This is a genomic window from Paracoccus sp. NIOT.M2S5SZ12, from assembly GCF_057748165.1.
Genome location: NZ_JBYLFR010000007.1, coordinates 46261 through 60922, shown reverse-complemented (window position 1 = coordinate 60922; position 14662 = coordinate 46261). Strand labels below are relative to the sequence as shown.

The following is a 14662-nucleotide window of genomic DNA, read 5'->3' as shown; positions in this document are numbered from 1 at the left end:
TCGTCAGGTGATGGAAGGCGGCCTTACGGGCCGGCCCTGATCCGCAGATTAGGGCAGCATCACCGATCGGGCCAGCGGAAATCACGGGATTTCGCGCCATGACCGCATTTCCGCGCATCGAACGCGGCAAATACGAAAGCGCGCCGCAGGGGCGGCGCGCCGGTTGGCGGATCGGGCGTAGGACCGATCAGATATGCGTCGGGAAGCTGTCGCGTCGGATGCCCAGCTGCTTGAGGCTGGCATCGGCGGGGCGACGGTGGGCCCGGACGGCACGCGCGGCCTCGAGGCTGGCGCCGAGGGTGTCCAGAGCCGACAGGATGCGGGTCCAGGCGTTGCGCAGGGTGGTCATTTCAATCTCTCTTTCTGTCATCTGGTGACAGGAGGGATATCGGGTCCGACCACCCATTCTGCAATGCGGCATTGGGAAGACCCGCCTTGCAGCAGGTGCATAGCCCGGCCCGCATCGGGGCCGGGCCGCGGGGTCAGTCTTCGTCGGCGGCCATCTGGCTCAGGACCTGGCCCTTGCCGCGGGCGCGCATGATCATCGGCACGATCAGCGCGAAGGCCGCCACCGCGATCAGCCCGGCCGAGACCGGCGTCGAGACCAGCGTGGTCACATCGCCCTGGCTGATCGACAGCGCGCGGCGCAGCTGCTGTTCGGCCATCGGTCCCAGGATCAGGCCCACGACCACGGGCGCGATCGGATAGCCGTAGAGGCGCATCAGATAGCCCATGACGCCGAAGATCAGCAGCATCGACAGCTCGATCGGGGACGGGTTCGCGCCGATCGTGCCAAGCGTGGCGAAGCACAGGATGCCCGCATAGAGCCACGGCCGCGGGATGGTCAGCAGCCTCACCCACAGCCCGATCAGCGGCAGGTTCAGCACCACCAGCATCACGTTCGCGATCAGCAGCGACGCGATCAGGCCCCAGACCAGGTCCGGGTTGGTCGCAAAGAGCAGCGGTCCCGGCTGAAGGCCGAACTGCTGGAAGCCCGCCAGCATGATCGCCGCCGTCGCCGTCGTCGGCAGGCCGAGCGTCAGCAGCGGCACCAGCGTTCCGGCGGCGCTGGCGTTGTTCGCGGCCTCGGGTCCGGCGACGCCCTCGATGGCGCCGTGGCCGAACTCCTCGGGGTGCTTGGCGGCACGTTTCTCTGCTGCATAGGACAGGAAGGTGGCGATGTCGGCACCGCCCGCCGGCATGGCGCCGATGGGAAAGCCGATGAAGGTGCCGCGCAGCCAAGGCTTCCACGACCGCTTCCAGTCGCTGACCGTCATCCAGACCGACCCCTTGACGGCGATCACCTTGTCCTCGACGCCGAAGCGATTGGCGGCGACGATCATCGCCTCGCCCACGGCGAACAGCGCCACGGCCAGGGTCGTGACCTCGATCCCGTCCAGCAGCTGCGGGACGCCGAAGTCCAGGCGCGCCTGTCCGGTCAGCTGGTCGATGCCGATCAGCGACAGCGACAGGCCGATGAACAGCGAGATCAGCCCCTTGCGCGCGCTGTCCCCGAAGGCCGAGGACACGGTGACGAAGGCCAGCACCATCAGCGCGAAATATTCGCGCGGCCCGAAGGTCAGGGCCAGCTTGACCACGGTCGGCGCGACGAAGGCCAGCAGCAGCGTGGCGATCAGGCCCGCGACGAACGAGCCGATGGCCGCGGTGGCCAGCGCCGGGCCGCCGCGTCCGGCGCGGGCCATCTTGTTGCCCTCCAGCGCGGTCACGATGGAGGCGCTCTCGCCGGGCGTGTTCAGCAGGATCGACGTGGTCGAACCACCATACATGCCGCCGTAATAGATGCCCGCGAACATGACCAGCGACCCGGCCGGGTCCAGCCCGTAGGTCACCGGCAGCAGCAGCGCCACGGTCAGCGCCGGCCCGATGCCGGGCAGCACGCCCACGGCGGTGCCAACGGTCACGCCGATCAGCGCATAGAGCAGGATCATCGGGTCGGTGGCGACCATCAGGCCCTGAAACAGATATCCGAACGTGTCCATGCCCCTAGCCCCCCGTGATCAGACGTTCCAGCGGACCGGCCGGCAGGCTGAGGTTCAGAAGCTGGGAGAAGACAAGGTAGATGGTCCCGGCAAAGACCAGCCCGATGGGCAGGGTCAGCAGAAGGTTGCGCTTGCCGAAGGCCCGCGCGGTCGCCGCGAACAGCAGCGCGGTCGAGATGACGAAGCCCGCCGTGTTCAGCAGCGCCAGCTGCGCCGCCAGGCCGCCGATGATCCAGGCGATGGGCGCGGGGTCCTGGGCGGGCCGCTCGGACGGACCCTCGCGGAAGGCCGCGACGACGGTCCAGGCCGAGAGGCCCAGCAGGCACCACGCGATCCAGCGCGGGACGTCGGCCGGGCCGACGCCGGAATAGCCCCGGTTCTGCGGCAGGCCTGCGACGTCGCGGAAGATGACGACCGCGATCAGCGCAAGCACCGCCGCCACGGTCAGCGCCGCCCCGTCGGGGCGGCGTCTCGTGTCCGGGGCCTGGCTCATTCGACCAGCCCGATGTCCTTGAGGACCGCGGCCGTGGTGGCGATGTCCTGCTCCAGCTGGGCGTTGAACTCGTCGCCCGCCAGATAGGTGTCGGACCAGCCCTTGGACGCCAGCGCCTCCTGCCAGGCGGCCGATTTCGCCATCGTCTCGATGTCGGCGGCGATCGCGGCCTGGTCCTCGGCCGAGAGGCCCGGCGCGGCGGCGACCATGCGCCAGTTCTGCAGCACCACGTCCAGACCCGATTCGCTCAGCGTGGGCGCGTCGATGCCCTCGATCCGCTCCTCGGAGGTGACGGCCAGGATGCGCAGCGTGCCGGCATCGGCCTGCGGCTTGAACTCGCCCACCGACGAGATGCCCGCGGTGACCTGGTTGCCCAGGATCGCGGCCAGCGCCTCGCCGCCGCCCGAATAGGCGATGTAGTTGATGGCGGTCGGATCGACGCCCGCGGCATTGGCCAGCAGGCCCACCGCGATGTGGTCCGCGCCGCCCGCCGAACCGCCGGCCCAGCTGACGGAACCCGGATCGGCCTTCAGCATCTCGACCAGCTGGTTGATGTCCTGGATCTCGGACGCAGTCGGCACCACGATCGCCTCGTATTCGCCGGTCAGGCGGGCGATGGGCGTCACGTCGGCCAGCGACACGGGCGAGGCGTTGGTCAGGATCGCGCCGACCATGACATAGCCGCCCACGATCAGCTGGTCGGCCTTGCCGGCCGCCTGCGACGCGAACTGCGCCAGACCGACAGTGCCGCCGGCGCCGGGCACGTTCTGGACCTGCACCGAATCGGAGATGCCTTCGGCCTGCAGGACCTCCTGCATTGTGCGGGCGGTCTGGTCCCAGCCACCGCCGGGCGCCGCGGGCGCCAGGATGGTATAGTCGGTGGCCAGCGCGGGAACGGCCAGAGCGGCCGTGAACAGGCCCGCAAGGAATGCGTGTTTCAAGGTAGTCCTCCCCTATTGGCCGGGCCTCCACCCGGCAGGGGCCACCTTGGCACGCGAACCTGTCACAAAGCTGACATCGCGGCCATCAATCCGCAGCGGGACCCGGATCGGGTGCCAGGGCCTGCTGCCAGCGGCTGATCAGCCGGGCGCGGCGGGACTGGTCCAGATAGGCCAGCAGGCCGGGGCTGATCGCGACGGGGCGCAGCTGCGCGCCAAGCGCGGGGGGCAGGTTTCCGGCCGTGGCCCCGATCTCCAGGCTGACGGCGGGCAGGCGCAGCTCCTCGGCCAGGATGGTCTGGCCCTCGCGCGACATCAGGAAGGCCAGGAAATCCGCGCCCAGATCCGGCCGCGCCGCCGCGCGGGGCACCAGCGCCACCCGCGACACCACCACCGTGAAGTCGCGCGGGAGCAGCAGGCCCAGGTCCGGCTCCTGCCGAGCCCGGTCCGCGGCATAGGAGCCGAGGATGTTGTAGCCCACCGCCAGCCGTCCGTCCGCGACCCGGTCCAGGATCTCGCGCGAGGTGGCGAACTGCTGCACGCCCGCGCGCCCCATCGCCGCGCCCAGGTTCCAGATGTCGAAGAAATGCTCCTGATCGCGGGCCAGGAACAGATAGCCCACGCCGGACCGCGCGATGTCATAGGTGCCGATGCGCCCCTGCACCTGCGGACCGCCCCGCTCCAGCCAGTCCAGCAGCTCGAACCGGGTCGCCGGGGGCGCGCGGTCGCGGAAGCTGGGCCGGTGATAGACCAGAACCGCGGGCTCGAAGGTGATCGCGTAGGCCGTGTCGCGCCAGTTCGCCCAACGCGGCCACTCCTCCGAGGCGGGCGTGGGCACGGCCATGGCATAGCCGTCATTGGCCAGCTTGACCTGCAGGTCCATCGCGCTGGAGAAGGCCAGGTCGGCCGTGCGTCCGCCGTCATCGGTCTCCTGCGTGACGCGGGCGAAGATCTGGCCGGTGAGCAGATCCTGAAACTCGACCGTGACGCCGGGATGGCGGGCCTGGAACCCCTCGATCAGCGGCCGGGCCAGATCCTCGTCCAGCGACATGTAGAGCCGCAGCCGGTCCGCCCCGCCGCCCTGCGGCGCGGGAAAGGTCAGCACCTGCGCCGCCGCCGCACCGGCGGTCAGCATCAGCGTCAGCAGCAGGGGAATCGCGCGGGCCAGCATGGTCCCATCGTGGCACCGCCGGGGCCTGGGGGGCAAGCGCGCCCTTGCCCCCCGGCGCGCCCCCGCCCTAAGATCGCGCCGGGGGGACAGGACATGCGCATTCTGCTGGTCGAGGACAACGCCGCCCTGGCGGACGGGCTGGTGCAGCTGCTGTCCGGGGCGGGCCATGCGGTCGATCACGTCGATGACGGCGCTTCGGCCGAGGCGCTGATCGCGGCGGAGCGGTTCGATCTGGTGATCCTGGACCTGAACCTGCCGCAGATGGACGGGCTGGAGGTGCTGCGCCGCATGCGCCAGCGCCGCGACCCGGCGGCGGTGATGATCCTGACCGCCCGTGGCACGCCCGAGGAGCGCGTGCGCGGCCTGGACCTGGGCGCGGACGACTATCTGGTCAAGCCGTTCGAGATCACCGAGTTCGAGGCCCGCGTCCGCTCGCTGCTGCGCCGCCAGGCGGGGCTGCGCGCGGCCGAGGTCACCATCGGCGGCGTCATGCTGGACCTGATCGCGCGGCGGTTCCTGGCGCAGGGCCAGCCCATCGACCTGCCGGCGCGCGAACATGCGCTGCTGGAACTGCTGTTCATGCGCGCGGGCAAGGTCGTGCCCAAGGACGTGATCATGCAGTCCATGACATCGCTGGACGACACCCTGTCCGACAACGCGATCGAGCAATATGCCAGCCGCCTGCGCCGCCGCCTGGCCCCGCACGGGGTGCAGCTGCGCACCGCGCGCGGCATCGGCTATTACATCGACAAGGGCGTCTAGGCCTTGGGCTCGCTGCGCCACCGCCTGCTGGGCTGGCTGCTGGCGGCGACGGCGGCCCTGGGCAGCCTGGCGCTGGCCGATACCTGGTCCGAGGCCGTGGCGACCGCCCGCGCCGTTTCCGACCGGGTGCTGGCCGGATCGGCCCTGGCCATCGCCGAACGGGTGACGGTCGCCGACGACGCGCAGCTGCAAGCCGACATCCCCTATTCCGCGCTGGAGATGCTGACCTCGACCGCGCAGGACAGCGTCTTCTATCGCGTGGACGGGCCGGACGGGTTCATGACCGGCTATGCCGACCTGCCGGTGGCCGAACCGCAGGGCGACGGCGCGGGCTATGCCGACGCCGATTTCGCGGGCGCGCCGATCCGGGTCATCACCCTCGCGCGCACGGTCTCCACCGGCATCGAATCGATCCCCTTCCGCGTCACGGTCGCGGAATCAAAGCTGGCGCGGAACCAGCTGTCGCGCGCGATCCTGCTGCGCTCGGCCGCGCGGCTGGCGCTGATGATCGGGGGCGCGGCGGCGATCATCTGGATCGCGGTGCCGCTGGCGCTGCGGCCGCTGAACAGGCTGGGGGGCGTGATCGGGGCGCGCCGGACGGACGACCTGTCCCCCCTGCCCGCCGATGTCCCGCAGGAGGTGCAGGGGCTGGTGGGCGCGATGAACTCGTTCATGACGCGGCTGGACACGGCGCTGGCGGCGCTGCGCAACTTCACCGGCAATGCCAGCCATCAGCTGCGCACCCCCCTGGCGGTGATCCGCACGCAGCTGGTCCTGGCGCAGCGGGCGGGCGACGACCGTGCCGTGCGCGCAGCCGTGGCCAAGGCCGATGCGGCGCTGTCGGATGCCGAACGCATCCTGGCGCAGCTGCTGCTGCTGGCGCGGGTCGATGCGGCGGCGGGCCATCCGATGGCCGCGGCCCTGGATGCCGAGGCGCTGGCGCGCGACCTGACCGCCGCGATGATCCCGCGCGCCGCCGATGCGGGGATCGACCTGGGCTTCGACGGCCAGCCCGCCACCGTCCGGGCCGAGCCGGTGCTGCTGACCGAGGCGCTGAAGAACCTGCTGGACAACGCGCTGGCCTATGCCGGGCCGGGGGCCGAGATCACCGTCAGCGTCACCCGACAGGGCACTGATGCCGTGATCGCGGTCGAGGATGACGGGCCGGGCATCCCCGCCGCGGCCATGGCGCGGCTGACCTCGCGCTTTGCCCGCGGGGCTGAGGCTCCGGCGCGGCCGGGGGGCAGCGGTTTGGGTCTGGCCATCGTGACCGAAATCGCGCAGCTGTTCGGCGGCGGCTTGGCGCTGTCGCCGGGGCGGTCGGGACGCGGGCTGCGCGCAGAGCTGCGCCTGCCCGCGGCCTAGTCCTGCGCGCGCAACACGCGGGCCGGGCGCGCGGCCAGCGGGCGCCAGGCGAAGATCAGCCCTGCCGCGACAGTCGCCACGATGCCCCCCGCCACGATCGGCAGCGCCGAACTCAGGTCGAACCGATAGGGCACCTCCATCACGAAGCGGCTGACCGCCCATCCCGCGATGCCCCCGCCCAACAGCGCGACCAGCCCCGCCGCGGCCCCCATCAGCGCTTGGCGCAGCGCAAAGCTGCGCAGGATCAGCGCCCGCGACGCGCCAAGCGTCTTCAGGATTGCGGCCTCATAGACGCGGGCGCGCTCGCCCGCCGCCGCAGCCCCGATCAGCACGACAAAGCCCGTGACCAGCGTGGCGCCCGCAGCCCAGGCCACCGCCGCCGCGATCCCCGCCAGCGCGTCCGAGGCGCGGTCGATCGCCTCGGCCACCGGAATGGCGGTGATGTTCGGGAAACGGTTGCCCAGATCGCGCAGGATCGGCGCCTCGGCCGCCGGATCGGCATGGACGGTGGCGATGTGGGTGTGCGGCGCGCCAGCCAGCGCACCGGGGTTCAGCGCCATGATGAAGCCGATGCCCGCATCGCTGAAATCCACCACCCGCAGGTTGGCGATGGTCGCGGTGATGTCGCGGCCCAGGATGTTCACGGTGACGGTGTCGCCCAGGTCCAGGCCGATCTCGGTCGCGATCTCGTCGGACAGGCTGACCAGCGGGGGGCCCGCGTAATCCTCGGGCCACCACGCGCCGCGGGTGATCTGGGTGCCGGGCGGCGGGGTCGCGGCATAGGTCACGCCCCGGTCGCCGCGCAGCACCCAGTGATCGCCCGCGACCTCGCGCGCAGGGCGGCCGTTCAGCTGCGTGACGATGCCGCGCAGCATCGGCGCGGTCTGGACCTCGGCCACCAGCGGATCGTCCCGCAGACGGGCCAGGAACGGGTCCAGCTGATCGGGCTGGATGTCCAGGAAGAAATAGCTGGGCGCGCGTTCGGGCAGTTCCGTCGCGATGGCCTGGCGCAGGTTCGACGAGACCTGCCCCACCGCCGCCAGCACCGTCAGGCCCAGGCCCAAGGACAGGATCACCGACAGCGCCTCGCTGCGCGGTCCGCCGATGGCCGCCAGCGCCAGCCGCAGCGCCGGTCGGCGCCGCGCCAGCCGCGCCCCCGCCCCCGCCGCGCGCCGGACCAGCGCCGCCGCTCCGGCCAGCACCACGAACGCCGCCACCACGCCCCCCGCCATGCCGAGCGTCAGCCCCCACAGCCCCGAGAACAGCGCCGCCAGCCCCACCAGAGCGACCAGTGCCGCGACGATCATCGCCAGATAGCGCCGCCCGGGCCAGCCGCCCCCGGAGGCATCCGCGTCGCGGAACAGCGTCGCCGCCCGGACACGCCGCGTGCGCGCCAAGGGCCACAGCGCAAAGACGAAGGCGGTCAGCAGCCCATAGACCGCCGCCTGCGCCAAGGGACCGGGATAGAGGCCGAACTCCGCCGGCACCGGCAGGCGCGCCGTCAGCAGCGGCGCCAGCGCCAAGGGCACCGCCGCCCCCAGGATCAGCCCCGCCGCCACGCCGATCGCGGTCACCGCCCCGATCTGCAGCAGATAGACCTGAAAGATCGTGCGCCCCGACGCGCCGAAGGTCTTGAGCACGGCGATGGTCTCGGTCTTGCGGGACAGATGGGCGCGCACCGCGGCCGACACGCCGACCCCGCCCACGGCCAGCCCGGTCAGCCCGATCAGCACCAGGAACGCGCCGATGCGGTCCACGAAACTGTCGATGCCCGGCGCGCCGCGGCGGCTGTCGCGCCAGCGCGCGCCGCTGTCGGGGAAGGCCGCGCGCCAGTCGGCCCGCAGCGCATCCAGATCGGTCCCCGGCGGCAGCGCAAGTCGGTAGTTGCTGTCGTAGAGCGTGCCCGCGCCCAGCAGATCGCTGTCGGCCAGCGCCTCGCGCCGGACCAGGGTGCGGGGGCCGAAGCCGAAGCTGGCCGCGCCCGCATCGGGTTCGCTGACCAGCCGCGCGGTCAGCACGAAATCCTGCGTCCCAAGGCGGAACACGTCGCCTGACGACAGCCCCAGCCTGTCGGCCAGCAGCGGCGCCATGACGCCCCCCGGCAGCCCCTGCGGGGTCTGCCCCAGAGCCTCGGCCAGCGGCATGGGCGGGTCCAGCACCGCCTGACCCAGCAGCGGCCAGGCCGCGTCGACGCCCTTGACCTGGGTCAGGGCGCGTTCGGAGGCATCCCCCTGCCCGACGACCGCCATGGACCGGAAATCCACGATTTCCGAAAGGGTTACGGCCCGATCCTCCAGCCAGTCGAGCTCCTCGGGGCTGGCAAAGCGATAGGTCAGCTGCACCTCGGCATCGCCGCCCAGCAGGGTCGCCCCCTGCGCGGTCAGCCCCGCCTGGATCGCCGCGCGCACCGAACCCACAGCGGCGATAGCGGCCACGCCGAGCGCCAGGCAGGTCAGCAGCACCCAGAACCCGCGCAGGCCCCCGCGCAGGTCGCGCCGCGCCAGCCGGGCCGCCAGCGCGAGGCTCATGCCGCGGCCTCGGCGGCCAGACGGCCGTCGGCCAGGCGGATCACCCGGTCGCAGCGCCGCGCCAGGTCCGGGTCATGCGTGACCAGCACCAGCGTCGCGCCATGATCGGCGCGCAGCCCGAACAGCAGGTCCATGATCGCCTGCCCCGTCGCCCCGTCCAGATTGCCGGTGGGTTCGTCCGCCAGCAGGATCGCCGGGCGCGGCGCGGCGGCGCGGGCCAAGGCCACGCGCTGCTGCTCTCCGCCTGACAGTTGCGCGGGGTAATGGTCGCGCCGCGCGCCAAGACCCACGCGGTCCAGCTCTGCCGCCGCGCGGGCAAATGCGTCTGGCGTACCGGCCAGCTCCAGGGGCGTCGCGACATTTTCAAGCGCGGTCATGGTGGGGATCAGGTGGAAGGACTGGAACACGACCCCCATATGGAACAGACGAAAGCGCGCCAGCGCATCCTCGTCCAGCGCGGTCAGGTCCTGACCCATCGCCTGGACCAGGCCGCCCGTGGCGCGTTCCAGACCGCCCATCAGCATGAGGAGCGACGACTTGCCCGATCCCGAAGGACCCACCAGCCCGACCGTCTCTCCGCGTTCGACCTGCAGCGACAGGCCGCGCAGGATCGGGACCGGCCCGGCATTGCCCTGCAACGTCAGATGCGCATCGGACAGGCGGATCACGGGGTCGGCCATCGGGTCGCTCCTTCGTCGCGGTCTGGGTGTCGGGGCACGATATGGTCGGCCCGCCCGCGAAGGCAACCGCCTGACGGCCGCCGTCGCGGCGCTGGCGGTCACCATCGCGGCATCATGGGCAGCCCCTGCTGACGCAGAGACGCTGCGCCTGACCGCGATGGGCGACAGTCTGACGCAGGGATACGGCCTGCCGCAGGATCAGGGGTTCGTGCCCATGCTGGAGGCGTGGCTGCGCGAGCGCGGCCATGACGTCGCGGTGACCAATGCGGGCGTGTCGGGGGACACCACCGCGGGGGGTGCCGCGCGGATCGACTGGACGCTGGCGGACGGGCCCGACGCGATGATCGTGGCGCTTGGCGGCAACGATCTGTTGCGCGGGATAGACCCGTCCTCCAGCCGCGCGAACCTGGCGGCGATCCTGGACAAGACGCAGGCGGCGGGGGTGCCCGTGCTGCTGGCGGGCCTGCCCGCGCCGGGCAATTACGGCCCCGATTTCAAACGCGACTTCGAGGCGATGTATGCCGATCTAGCCACTGAATACGACGCGGTGCTGGTCCCCGACTTCCTGGGACCGATCGGAGAAAAGGCCACGCAGGGCCTGTCCCTGTCGGACCTGATGCAGGACGACCGCATCCACCCCAACGCGCGCGGCGTCGAACAGATCGTGGATGCGATCGGCCCCAAGGTCGAGGAGCTGCTGGCCCGCGCGGATCAGTAGCGCGCGGCCATCTCCGGCAGGGACATCGGGCGCAGCTTGTCGGCGTTGCCGGCGGTGCCGAAGGCCTCGAACCGGTCGCGGCAGACCTGGGCCATCATCGCCATCGCGGGCTTCAGATAGGCGCGCGGATCGAACTCGGCCGGGTGTTCGGCCATCACGCGGCGGATCGCGGCGGTCATCGCCAGGCGGTTGTCGGTGTCGATGTTCACCTTGCGCACGCCGTGGCGGATGCCGCGCTGGATCTCCTCGACCGGGACGCCCCAGGTCGGGCGGATGTCGCCGCCATGGGCGTTGATGATCGCCTGCAGATCCTCGGGGACCGAGCTGGAGCCATGCATCACCAAATGGGTGTTGGGCAGGCGGCGATGGATCTCCTCGATCACGTGCATGGCCAGGATGTCGCCATCGGGCTTGCGCGTGAACTTGTAGGCGCCGTGGCTGGTGCCCATGGCGATGGCCAGGGCGTCCACGCCGGTCTCCTCGACAAAGCGCACGGCCTCGTCCGGGTCGGTCAGCAGCTGCTCCTCGGAGAGCTTGCCCTCGGCGCCGTGGCCGTCCTCGGCGTCGCCCATGCCGGTCTCAAGGCTGCCCAGAACGCCCAGCTCTCCTTCGACCGACACGCCGCAGGCATGGGCCATCTCGGTCACGCGGCGGGTGATGTCGGCGTTGTAGGCGTAATCGGCGGGCGTCTTGCCGTCCGATTTCAGCGATCCGTCCATCATCACGCTGGTGAAGCCGTTCTGGATCGCGGTGGCGCAGGTCTCCAACCCGTTGCCATGGTCCAGATGCATGCAGATCGGGATGTCGGGATAGGCCCGCGCCAGGCCCGCGATCAGCCCGGCCAGCACCGCGTCATTGGCATAGGCCCGCGCGCCGCGGCTGGCCTGCAGGATCACCGGGCTGCGCGTGGCCTGGGCCGCCTGCATGACCGACAGGCCCTGCTCCATGTTGTTGATGTTGAAGGCGGGCACGGCATAGTCATGCTCGGCCGCGTGGTCCAGAAGCTGGCGCAGGGTGATCATCGGCATGGGATGTTATCCTTGAAGGGCGGCGTGAAGCGCGTCGATTTCCTCGGACGCGCCGAAGAACAGGGGGGTGAAGTCATGCGGCCCGCGCGGCACGCGGTCCAGGATCGGGCCATGCCCGTCGGTCGCGCGGCCCCCGGCCTGTTCGATCAGAAAGGCGATGGGCACGCATTCATAGATCAGCCGCAGCCGGCCGTCGCCGTATCCGGGCCGCGCATCGGCGGGATAGAGGAACGCGCCGCCTTTCAGCAGGATGCGGTGCAACTCGCCCACGGCGGCGGCCAGCCAGCGCATGTTGAAGTCGCGCCCGCGCGGCCCGTCGCGTCCCGCGCGCAGATCGCGCGCCCAGGCCTGCAGGCCCGGCGCCCAGTGGCGCTCGTTCGAGGCGTTATAGGCGATGGTCGAGGCCTGGGGCTTCAGCCGCAGGTTCTGGCGGCTGACGCGGAAGGCCTGGGCCTCCGCGTCCCAGGTCGCGACATGGACGCCCGCGCCGGTGGACCAGCCGAAATCGACCGAATGACCGAAGGAGGCGTATCCCGCCGCCACCACCGCCCGGCCCGTGCGCGCGAACCCCTGCGGGTCGGCGGGCAGGATGCTGAACAGCATCCCCAGGGGCGCGCCGATGCCGATGCTGCCCGAGCCGTCGATCGGGTCGATCGCCACGTCGAAGGCGCCGCCGTCGTTCAGCAGAATGACGTCCAGCGCCTCCTCGGACAGGACCTGGCGCACGCCCGCCGCGCGCAGGGCGGCGATCATGTGGTCATGGGCCGCGACGTCCAGTGCCTTCTGCCGGTCGCCGCTGTCGTTGGTGCCGACGATGGCCTCGGGGTCGCCATGCAGGCGCCCCGCCGCCAGCCGCGCGGCCAGGGGCGGCAGCGCGCCCGCGATGGCCGCCACGATGGCCGCCGCGCCCTCGCGCGCCAGCACATCGTCCAGCAGCGGCCCCGTCGCGGGCCCGTCCGTCGGCAGGCGCAGCATCAGAGCCCTGCGTATTTCGCGCCGACCGCGTCGATGGCGGCCACGTTGCCCGCCGACTTGCCGTTGCGGTCGAAGTTCCGGGTCTGCGCCAGCCAGGCATCGGCGATGGCCTTGGCCAGTTCGGGTCCGATGACGCGGGCGCCCATGGTGATGATCTGCGCGTCGTTCGACAGGGCGGCGCGTTCGGCCGAATAGGTGTCATGCGTCAGGGCGGCGCGGATGCCGGGCACCTTGTTGGCCGCGATGCAGACGCCGATGCCCGTGCCGCAGACCAGGATGGCGCGGTCATAGGTGCCGTCCATGACCTGGGCGGCCACCCGGTCCGACAGGTTGGCATAGAAGGCGTCGGGGCCTTCGTCGGTGCGGCTGATTTCCGACACCTCAAAGCGGTCCTTGAGGTGGTCGGCCAGCACCTTGGCCAGACCTTCGCCCGCGCTGTCCCCTGCGATTGCCAGTTTCATGCGTTCTCTCCGATGGTTGCGGCGCAGCGCGCCAGGATGTCCAGATAGCCGTTCACGTCCCAGGCCGACCGCCCGATGAACAGCCCGTCGATATGCGGGCAGGCGATCAGTTCCGCGCAGTTGCCCGGATTGACCGACCCGCCGTAAAGACACGGCACAGGGCGGCCCAGCACGTCCTGCGCGACCGCGATGATCTCGGCCTGCCGCGCGTCGGCGTAATCCGAGGTCGCGGGGATGCCGTTCGCGCCGATCGCCCAGACCGGCTCATAGGCCAGGAGGATCGGGGCGTCGGAGCCGGCAACCGGCTCCAGCGCGGCGCGGACCTGGGTCTCCAGAACCTCGGCCGCACGGCCCGCCTCGCGCTCGGCCAGGGTCTCGCCGATGCAGATCAGCGGGATCAGGCCGTGGCGGACGGCGGCGGCGGTCTTGAGGCCCACGGTCCCGTCCGTCTCTCCGAAATGCTCGCGGCGTTCGCTGTGGCCCAGCTCCACGATGTCCAGCCCGCAATCGGTCAGCATCACGGGGCTGATCTCTCCGGTCCAGGCGCCCGCGTCGTCCCAATGCATGTTCTGCGCGCCGACCTTGACGTCGGTTTCCGACAGAGCCTCGGCCACCTGGCGGCAGGCGGTGAAGGGCGGGATGACGAAGCGCTGGATGCCCGCGGGCGCGGGCGTGCCGCGCAGGCCGTCGGCGAATGTCATCGCCTCGGCCAGGGTCTTGTTCATCTTCCAGCTGGTGCCGATCCAGAACGGGGTCATGCGGGGTCCTTTGCGATGGTCAGCGCGATGCCCGCCCGGTCGATCGCGGCGCGATCCTCGGGCGCGGGGGGCGCGTCGGTGATGATGGCGTCGAATTCGGTCAGGTCGGCCAGCGCATGCAGCGCGCTGCGCCCGAAGCGCGCGTGGTTGACCAGCAGCACGCTGCGTTCCGCCGCGTGCATCATCGCGCGCTTGGCCCGGACCGCGTTGTCGTCCATGTGGAAGGCCCGCAGCCCCGCCACCGCGGGGGTCGAGATGAAGGCCAGGTCCGCATGCAGCCCGGCCAGCGCGCTTTCCGTGACCATGCCGAAGAAGCCGTTGAACTTGGCGCTGTAGATGCCGCCAAGCGCGATCAGCGTGACGCGCGGCGCATCCTTCAGCCGCTCGATCACGGCGGCGTTGTTGGTGATGACCGACAGGGGCGCGCATTCCGTCAGGCTGGCGCCCAGCAGCGCCGCCATCGAGCCGTCATTGACCATCACGGTCATCCCCGGCTCGATCAGGGCGCGGGCGGCATGGGCCATGCGGATCTTGGCCTCGCCGTCCTGCAGGGCGCGGATGCGGAAGTCGCTCTCGAACTGGGTGCCGGCCTCGATGGTGGCGCCGCCGCGGACCTTGCGCAGCAGGCCCGCCTGTTCCAGGTCGTCCAGGTCGCGATGGATGGTCATCTTGCTGACCGCGAAGCGGGCCGCCAGATCGTCCAGGTCCACGGCGCGCGCCGCGACCAGCAGATCCATGATCGCCTGCCTACGTTCCTCGCGTTTCACCCGCACCCTCCCCTGGTC

The 14662-nt window shown here is 71.2% G+C and carries 15 protein-coding genes; 3 read left to right on the top strand and 12 right to left on the bottom strand.

Annotation, left to right across the window (positions count from 1 at the left end):
* Window positions 1–187: 187 nt before the first annotated feature.
* From AC2SGK_RS08205 to AC2SGK_RS08185, 5 genes are all read right to left on the bottom strand, one after another.
* Window positions 188–349, bottom strand: a complete 162-nt coding sequence (locus tag AC2SGK_RS08205; protein ID WP_411839094.1) for a hypothetical protein — start codon at window positions 347–349, stop codon at window positions 188–190.
* Between the two features lie 133 nt (window positions 350–482).
* The gene (locus AC2SGK_RS08200; RefSeq protein ID WP_488323096.1) at window positions 483–2000 is read right to left on the bottom strand and encodes a tripartite tricarboxylate transporter permease; all 1518 of its coding nucleotides are present in this window, start codon (window positions 1998–2000) and stop codon (window positions 483–485) included.
* 4 nt (window positions 2001–2004) lie between these two features.
* A complete protein-coding gene (locus tag AC2SGK_RS08195) occupies window positions 2005–2493 on the bottom strand; it encodes a tripartite tricarboxylate transporter TctB family protein (RefSeq protein WP_488323095.1) in 489 nt (162 codons plus the stop codon).
* Window positions 2490–3434 carry a Bug family tripartite tricarboxylate transporter substrate binding protein gene (locus AC2SGK_RS08190; RefSeq protein WP_488323094.1) on the bottom strand — a complete coding sequence of 315 codons (945 nt, stop codon included), beginning with the start codon at window positions 3432–3434 and terminating at the stop codon, window positions 2490–2492. Before AC2SGK_RS08190 ends, AC2SGK_RS08195 begins: the two co-directional genes overlap by 4 nt.
* Window positions 3435–3519: 85 nt before the next feature.
* Entirely contained in the window at window positions 3520–4602 is a 1083-nt protein-coding gene (locus tag AC2SGK_RS08185) for an ABC transporter substrate-binding protein (protein ID WP_488323093.1), read from the bottom strand.
* A gap of 93 nt (window positions 4603–4695) precedes the next feature.
* On the opposite strand from AC2SGK_RS08185, the gene AC2SGK_RS08180 reads away from it, so the two are divergent.
* Window positions 4696–5364: a response regulator gene (locus AC2SGK_RS08180; RefSeq protein WP_488323092.1), complete on the top strand. Its 669-nt coding sequence runs from the start codon at window positions 4696–4698 to the stop codon at window positions 5362–5364.
* A 3-nt stretch (window positions 5365–5367) separates the two neighbouring features.
* The gene (locus AC2SGK_RS08175) at window positions 5368–6729 is read left to right on the top strand and encodes a sensor histidine kinase (RefSeq protein WP_488323091.1); all 1362 of its coding nucleotides are present in this window, start codon (window positions 5368–5370) and stop codon (window positions 6727–6729) included.
* Here the strand turns inward: AC2SGK_RS08175 and AC2SGK_RS08170 are convergent.
* Window positions 6726–9257: an ABC transporter permease gene (locus AC2SGK_RS08170; RefSeq protein WP_488323090.1), complete on the bottom strand. Its 2532-nt coding sequence runs from the start codon at window positions 9255–9257 to the stop codon at window positions 6726–6728. The genes AC2SGK_RS08175 and AC2SGK_RS08170 overlap by 4 nt on opposite strands.
* Window positions 9254–9937 (bottom strand): ABC transporter ATP-binding protein, encoded by a 684-nt coding sequence (locus AC2SGK_RS08165; RefSeq protein ID WP_488323089.1) that lies wholly within the window; start codon window positions 9935–9937, stop codon window positions 9254–9256. Before AC2SGK_RS08165 ends, AC2SGK_RS08170 begins: the two co-directional genes overlap by 4 nt.
* Before the next feature lie 157 nt (window positions 9938–10094).
* Here AC2SGK_RS08165 and AC2SGK_RS08160 point away from each other — a divergent pair, with 157 nt between their 5' ends.
* Window positions 10095–10655, top strand: coding sequence for an arylesterase (locus tag AC2SGK_RS08160; RefSeq protein WP_488323088.1), 561 nt, complete (start codon window positions 10095–10097; stop codon window positions 10653–10655).
* Here the strand turns inward: AC2SGK_RS08160 and fba are convergent.
* Genes fba through AC2SGK_RS08135 form a run of 5 tightly spaced genes read right to left on the bottom strand, consistent with a single transcriptional unit; the run spans window position 10649 to window position 14644 of the window.
* Complete coding sequence (fba, locus tag AC2SGK_RS08155) at window positions 10649–11683, bottom strand: class II fructose-bisphosphate aldolase (protein WP_045982706.1); 1035 nt, start codon at window positions 11681–11683, stop codon at window positions 10649–10651. The genes AC2SGK_RS08160 and fba overlap by 7 nt on opposite strands.
* Window positions 11684–11689: 6 nt before the next feature.
* On the bottom strand, window positions 11690–12658 hold the full coding sequence (locus AC2SGK_RS08150; protein ID WP_488323087.1) for a class 1 fructose-bisphosphatase: 969 nt from the start codon (window positions 12656–12658) through the stop codon (window positions 11690–11692).
* Entirely contained in the window at window positions 12658–13119 is a 462-nt protein-coding gene (derI, locus tag AC2SGK_RS08145; protein WP_488323086.1) for a D-erythrulose-4-phosphate isomerase, read from the bottom strand. The genes AC2SGK_RS08150 and derI overlap by 1 nt, the downstream gene beginning before the upstream one ends.
* Complete coding sequence (locus AC2SGK_RS08140; protein ID WP_488323085.1) at window positions 13116–13877, bottom strand: triose-phosphate isomerase; 762 nt, start codon at window positions 13875–13877, stop codon at window positions 13116–13118. Before AC2SGK_RS08140 ends, derI begins: the two co-directional genes overlap by 4 nt.
* Window positions 13874–14644: a DeoR/GlpR family DNA-binding transcription regulator gene (locus AC2SGK_RS08135; protein ID WP_045982702.1), complete on the bottom strand. Its 771-nt coding sequence runs from the start codon at window positions 14642–14644 to the stop codon at window positions 13874–13876. The genes AC2SGK_RS08140 and AC2SGK_RS08135 overlap by 4 nt, the downstream gene beginning before the upstream one ends.
* Between the last annotated feature and the right edge of the window lie 18 nt (window positions 14645–14662).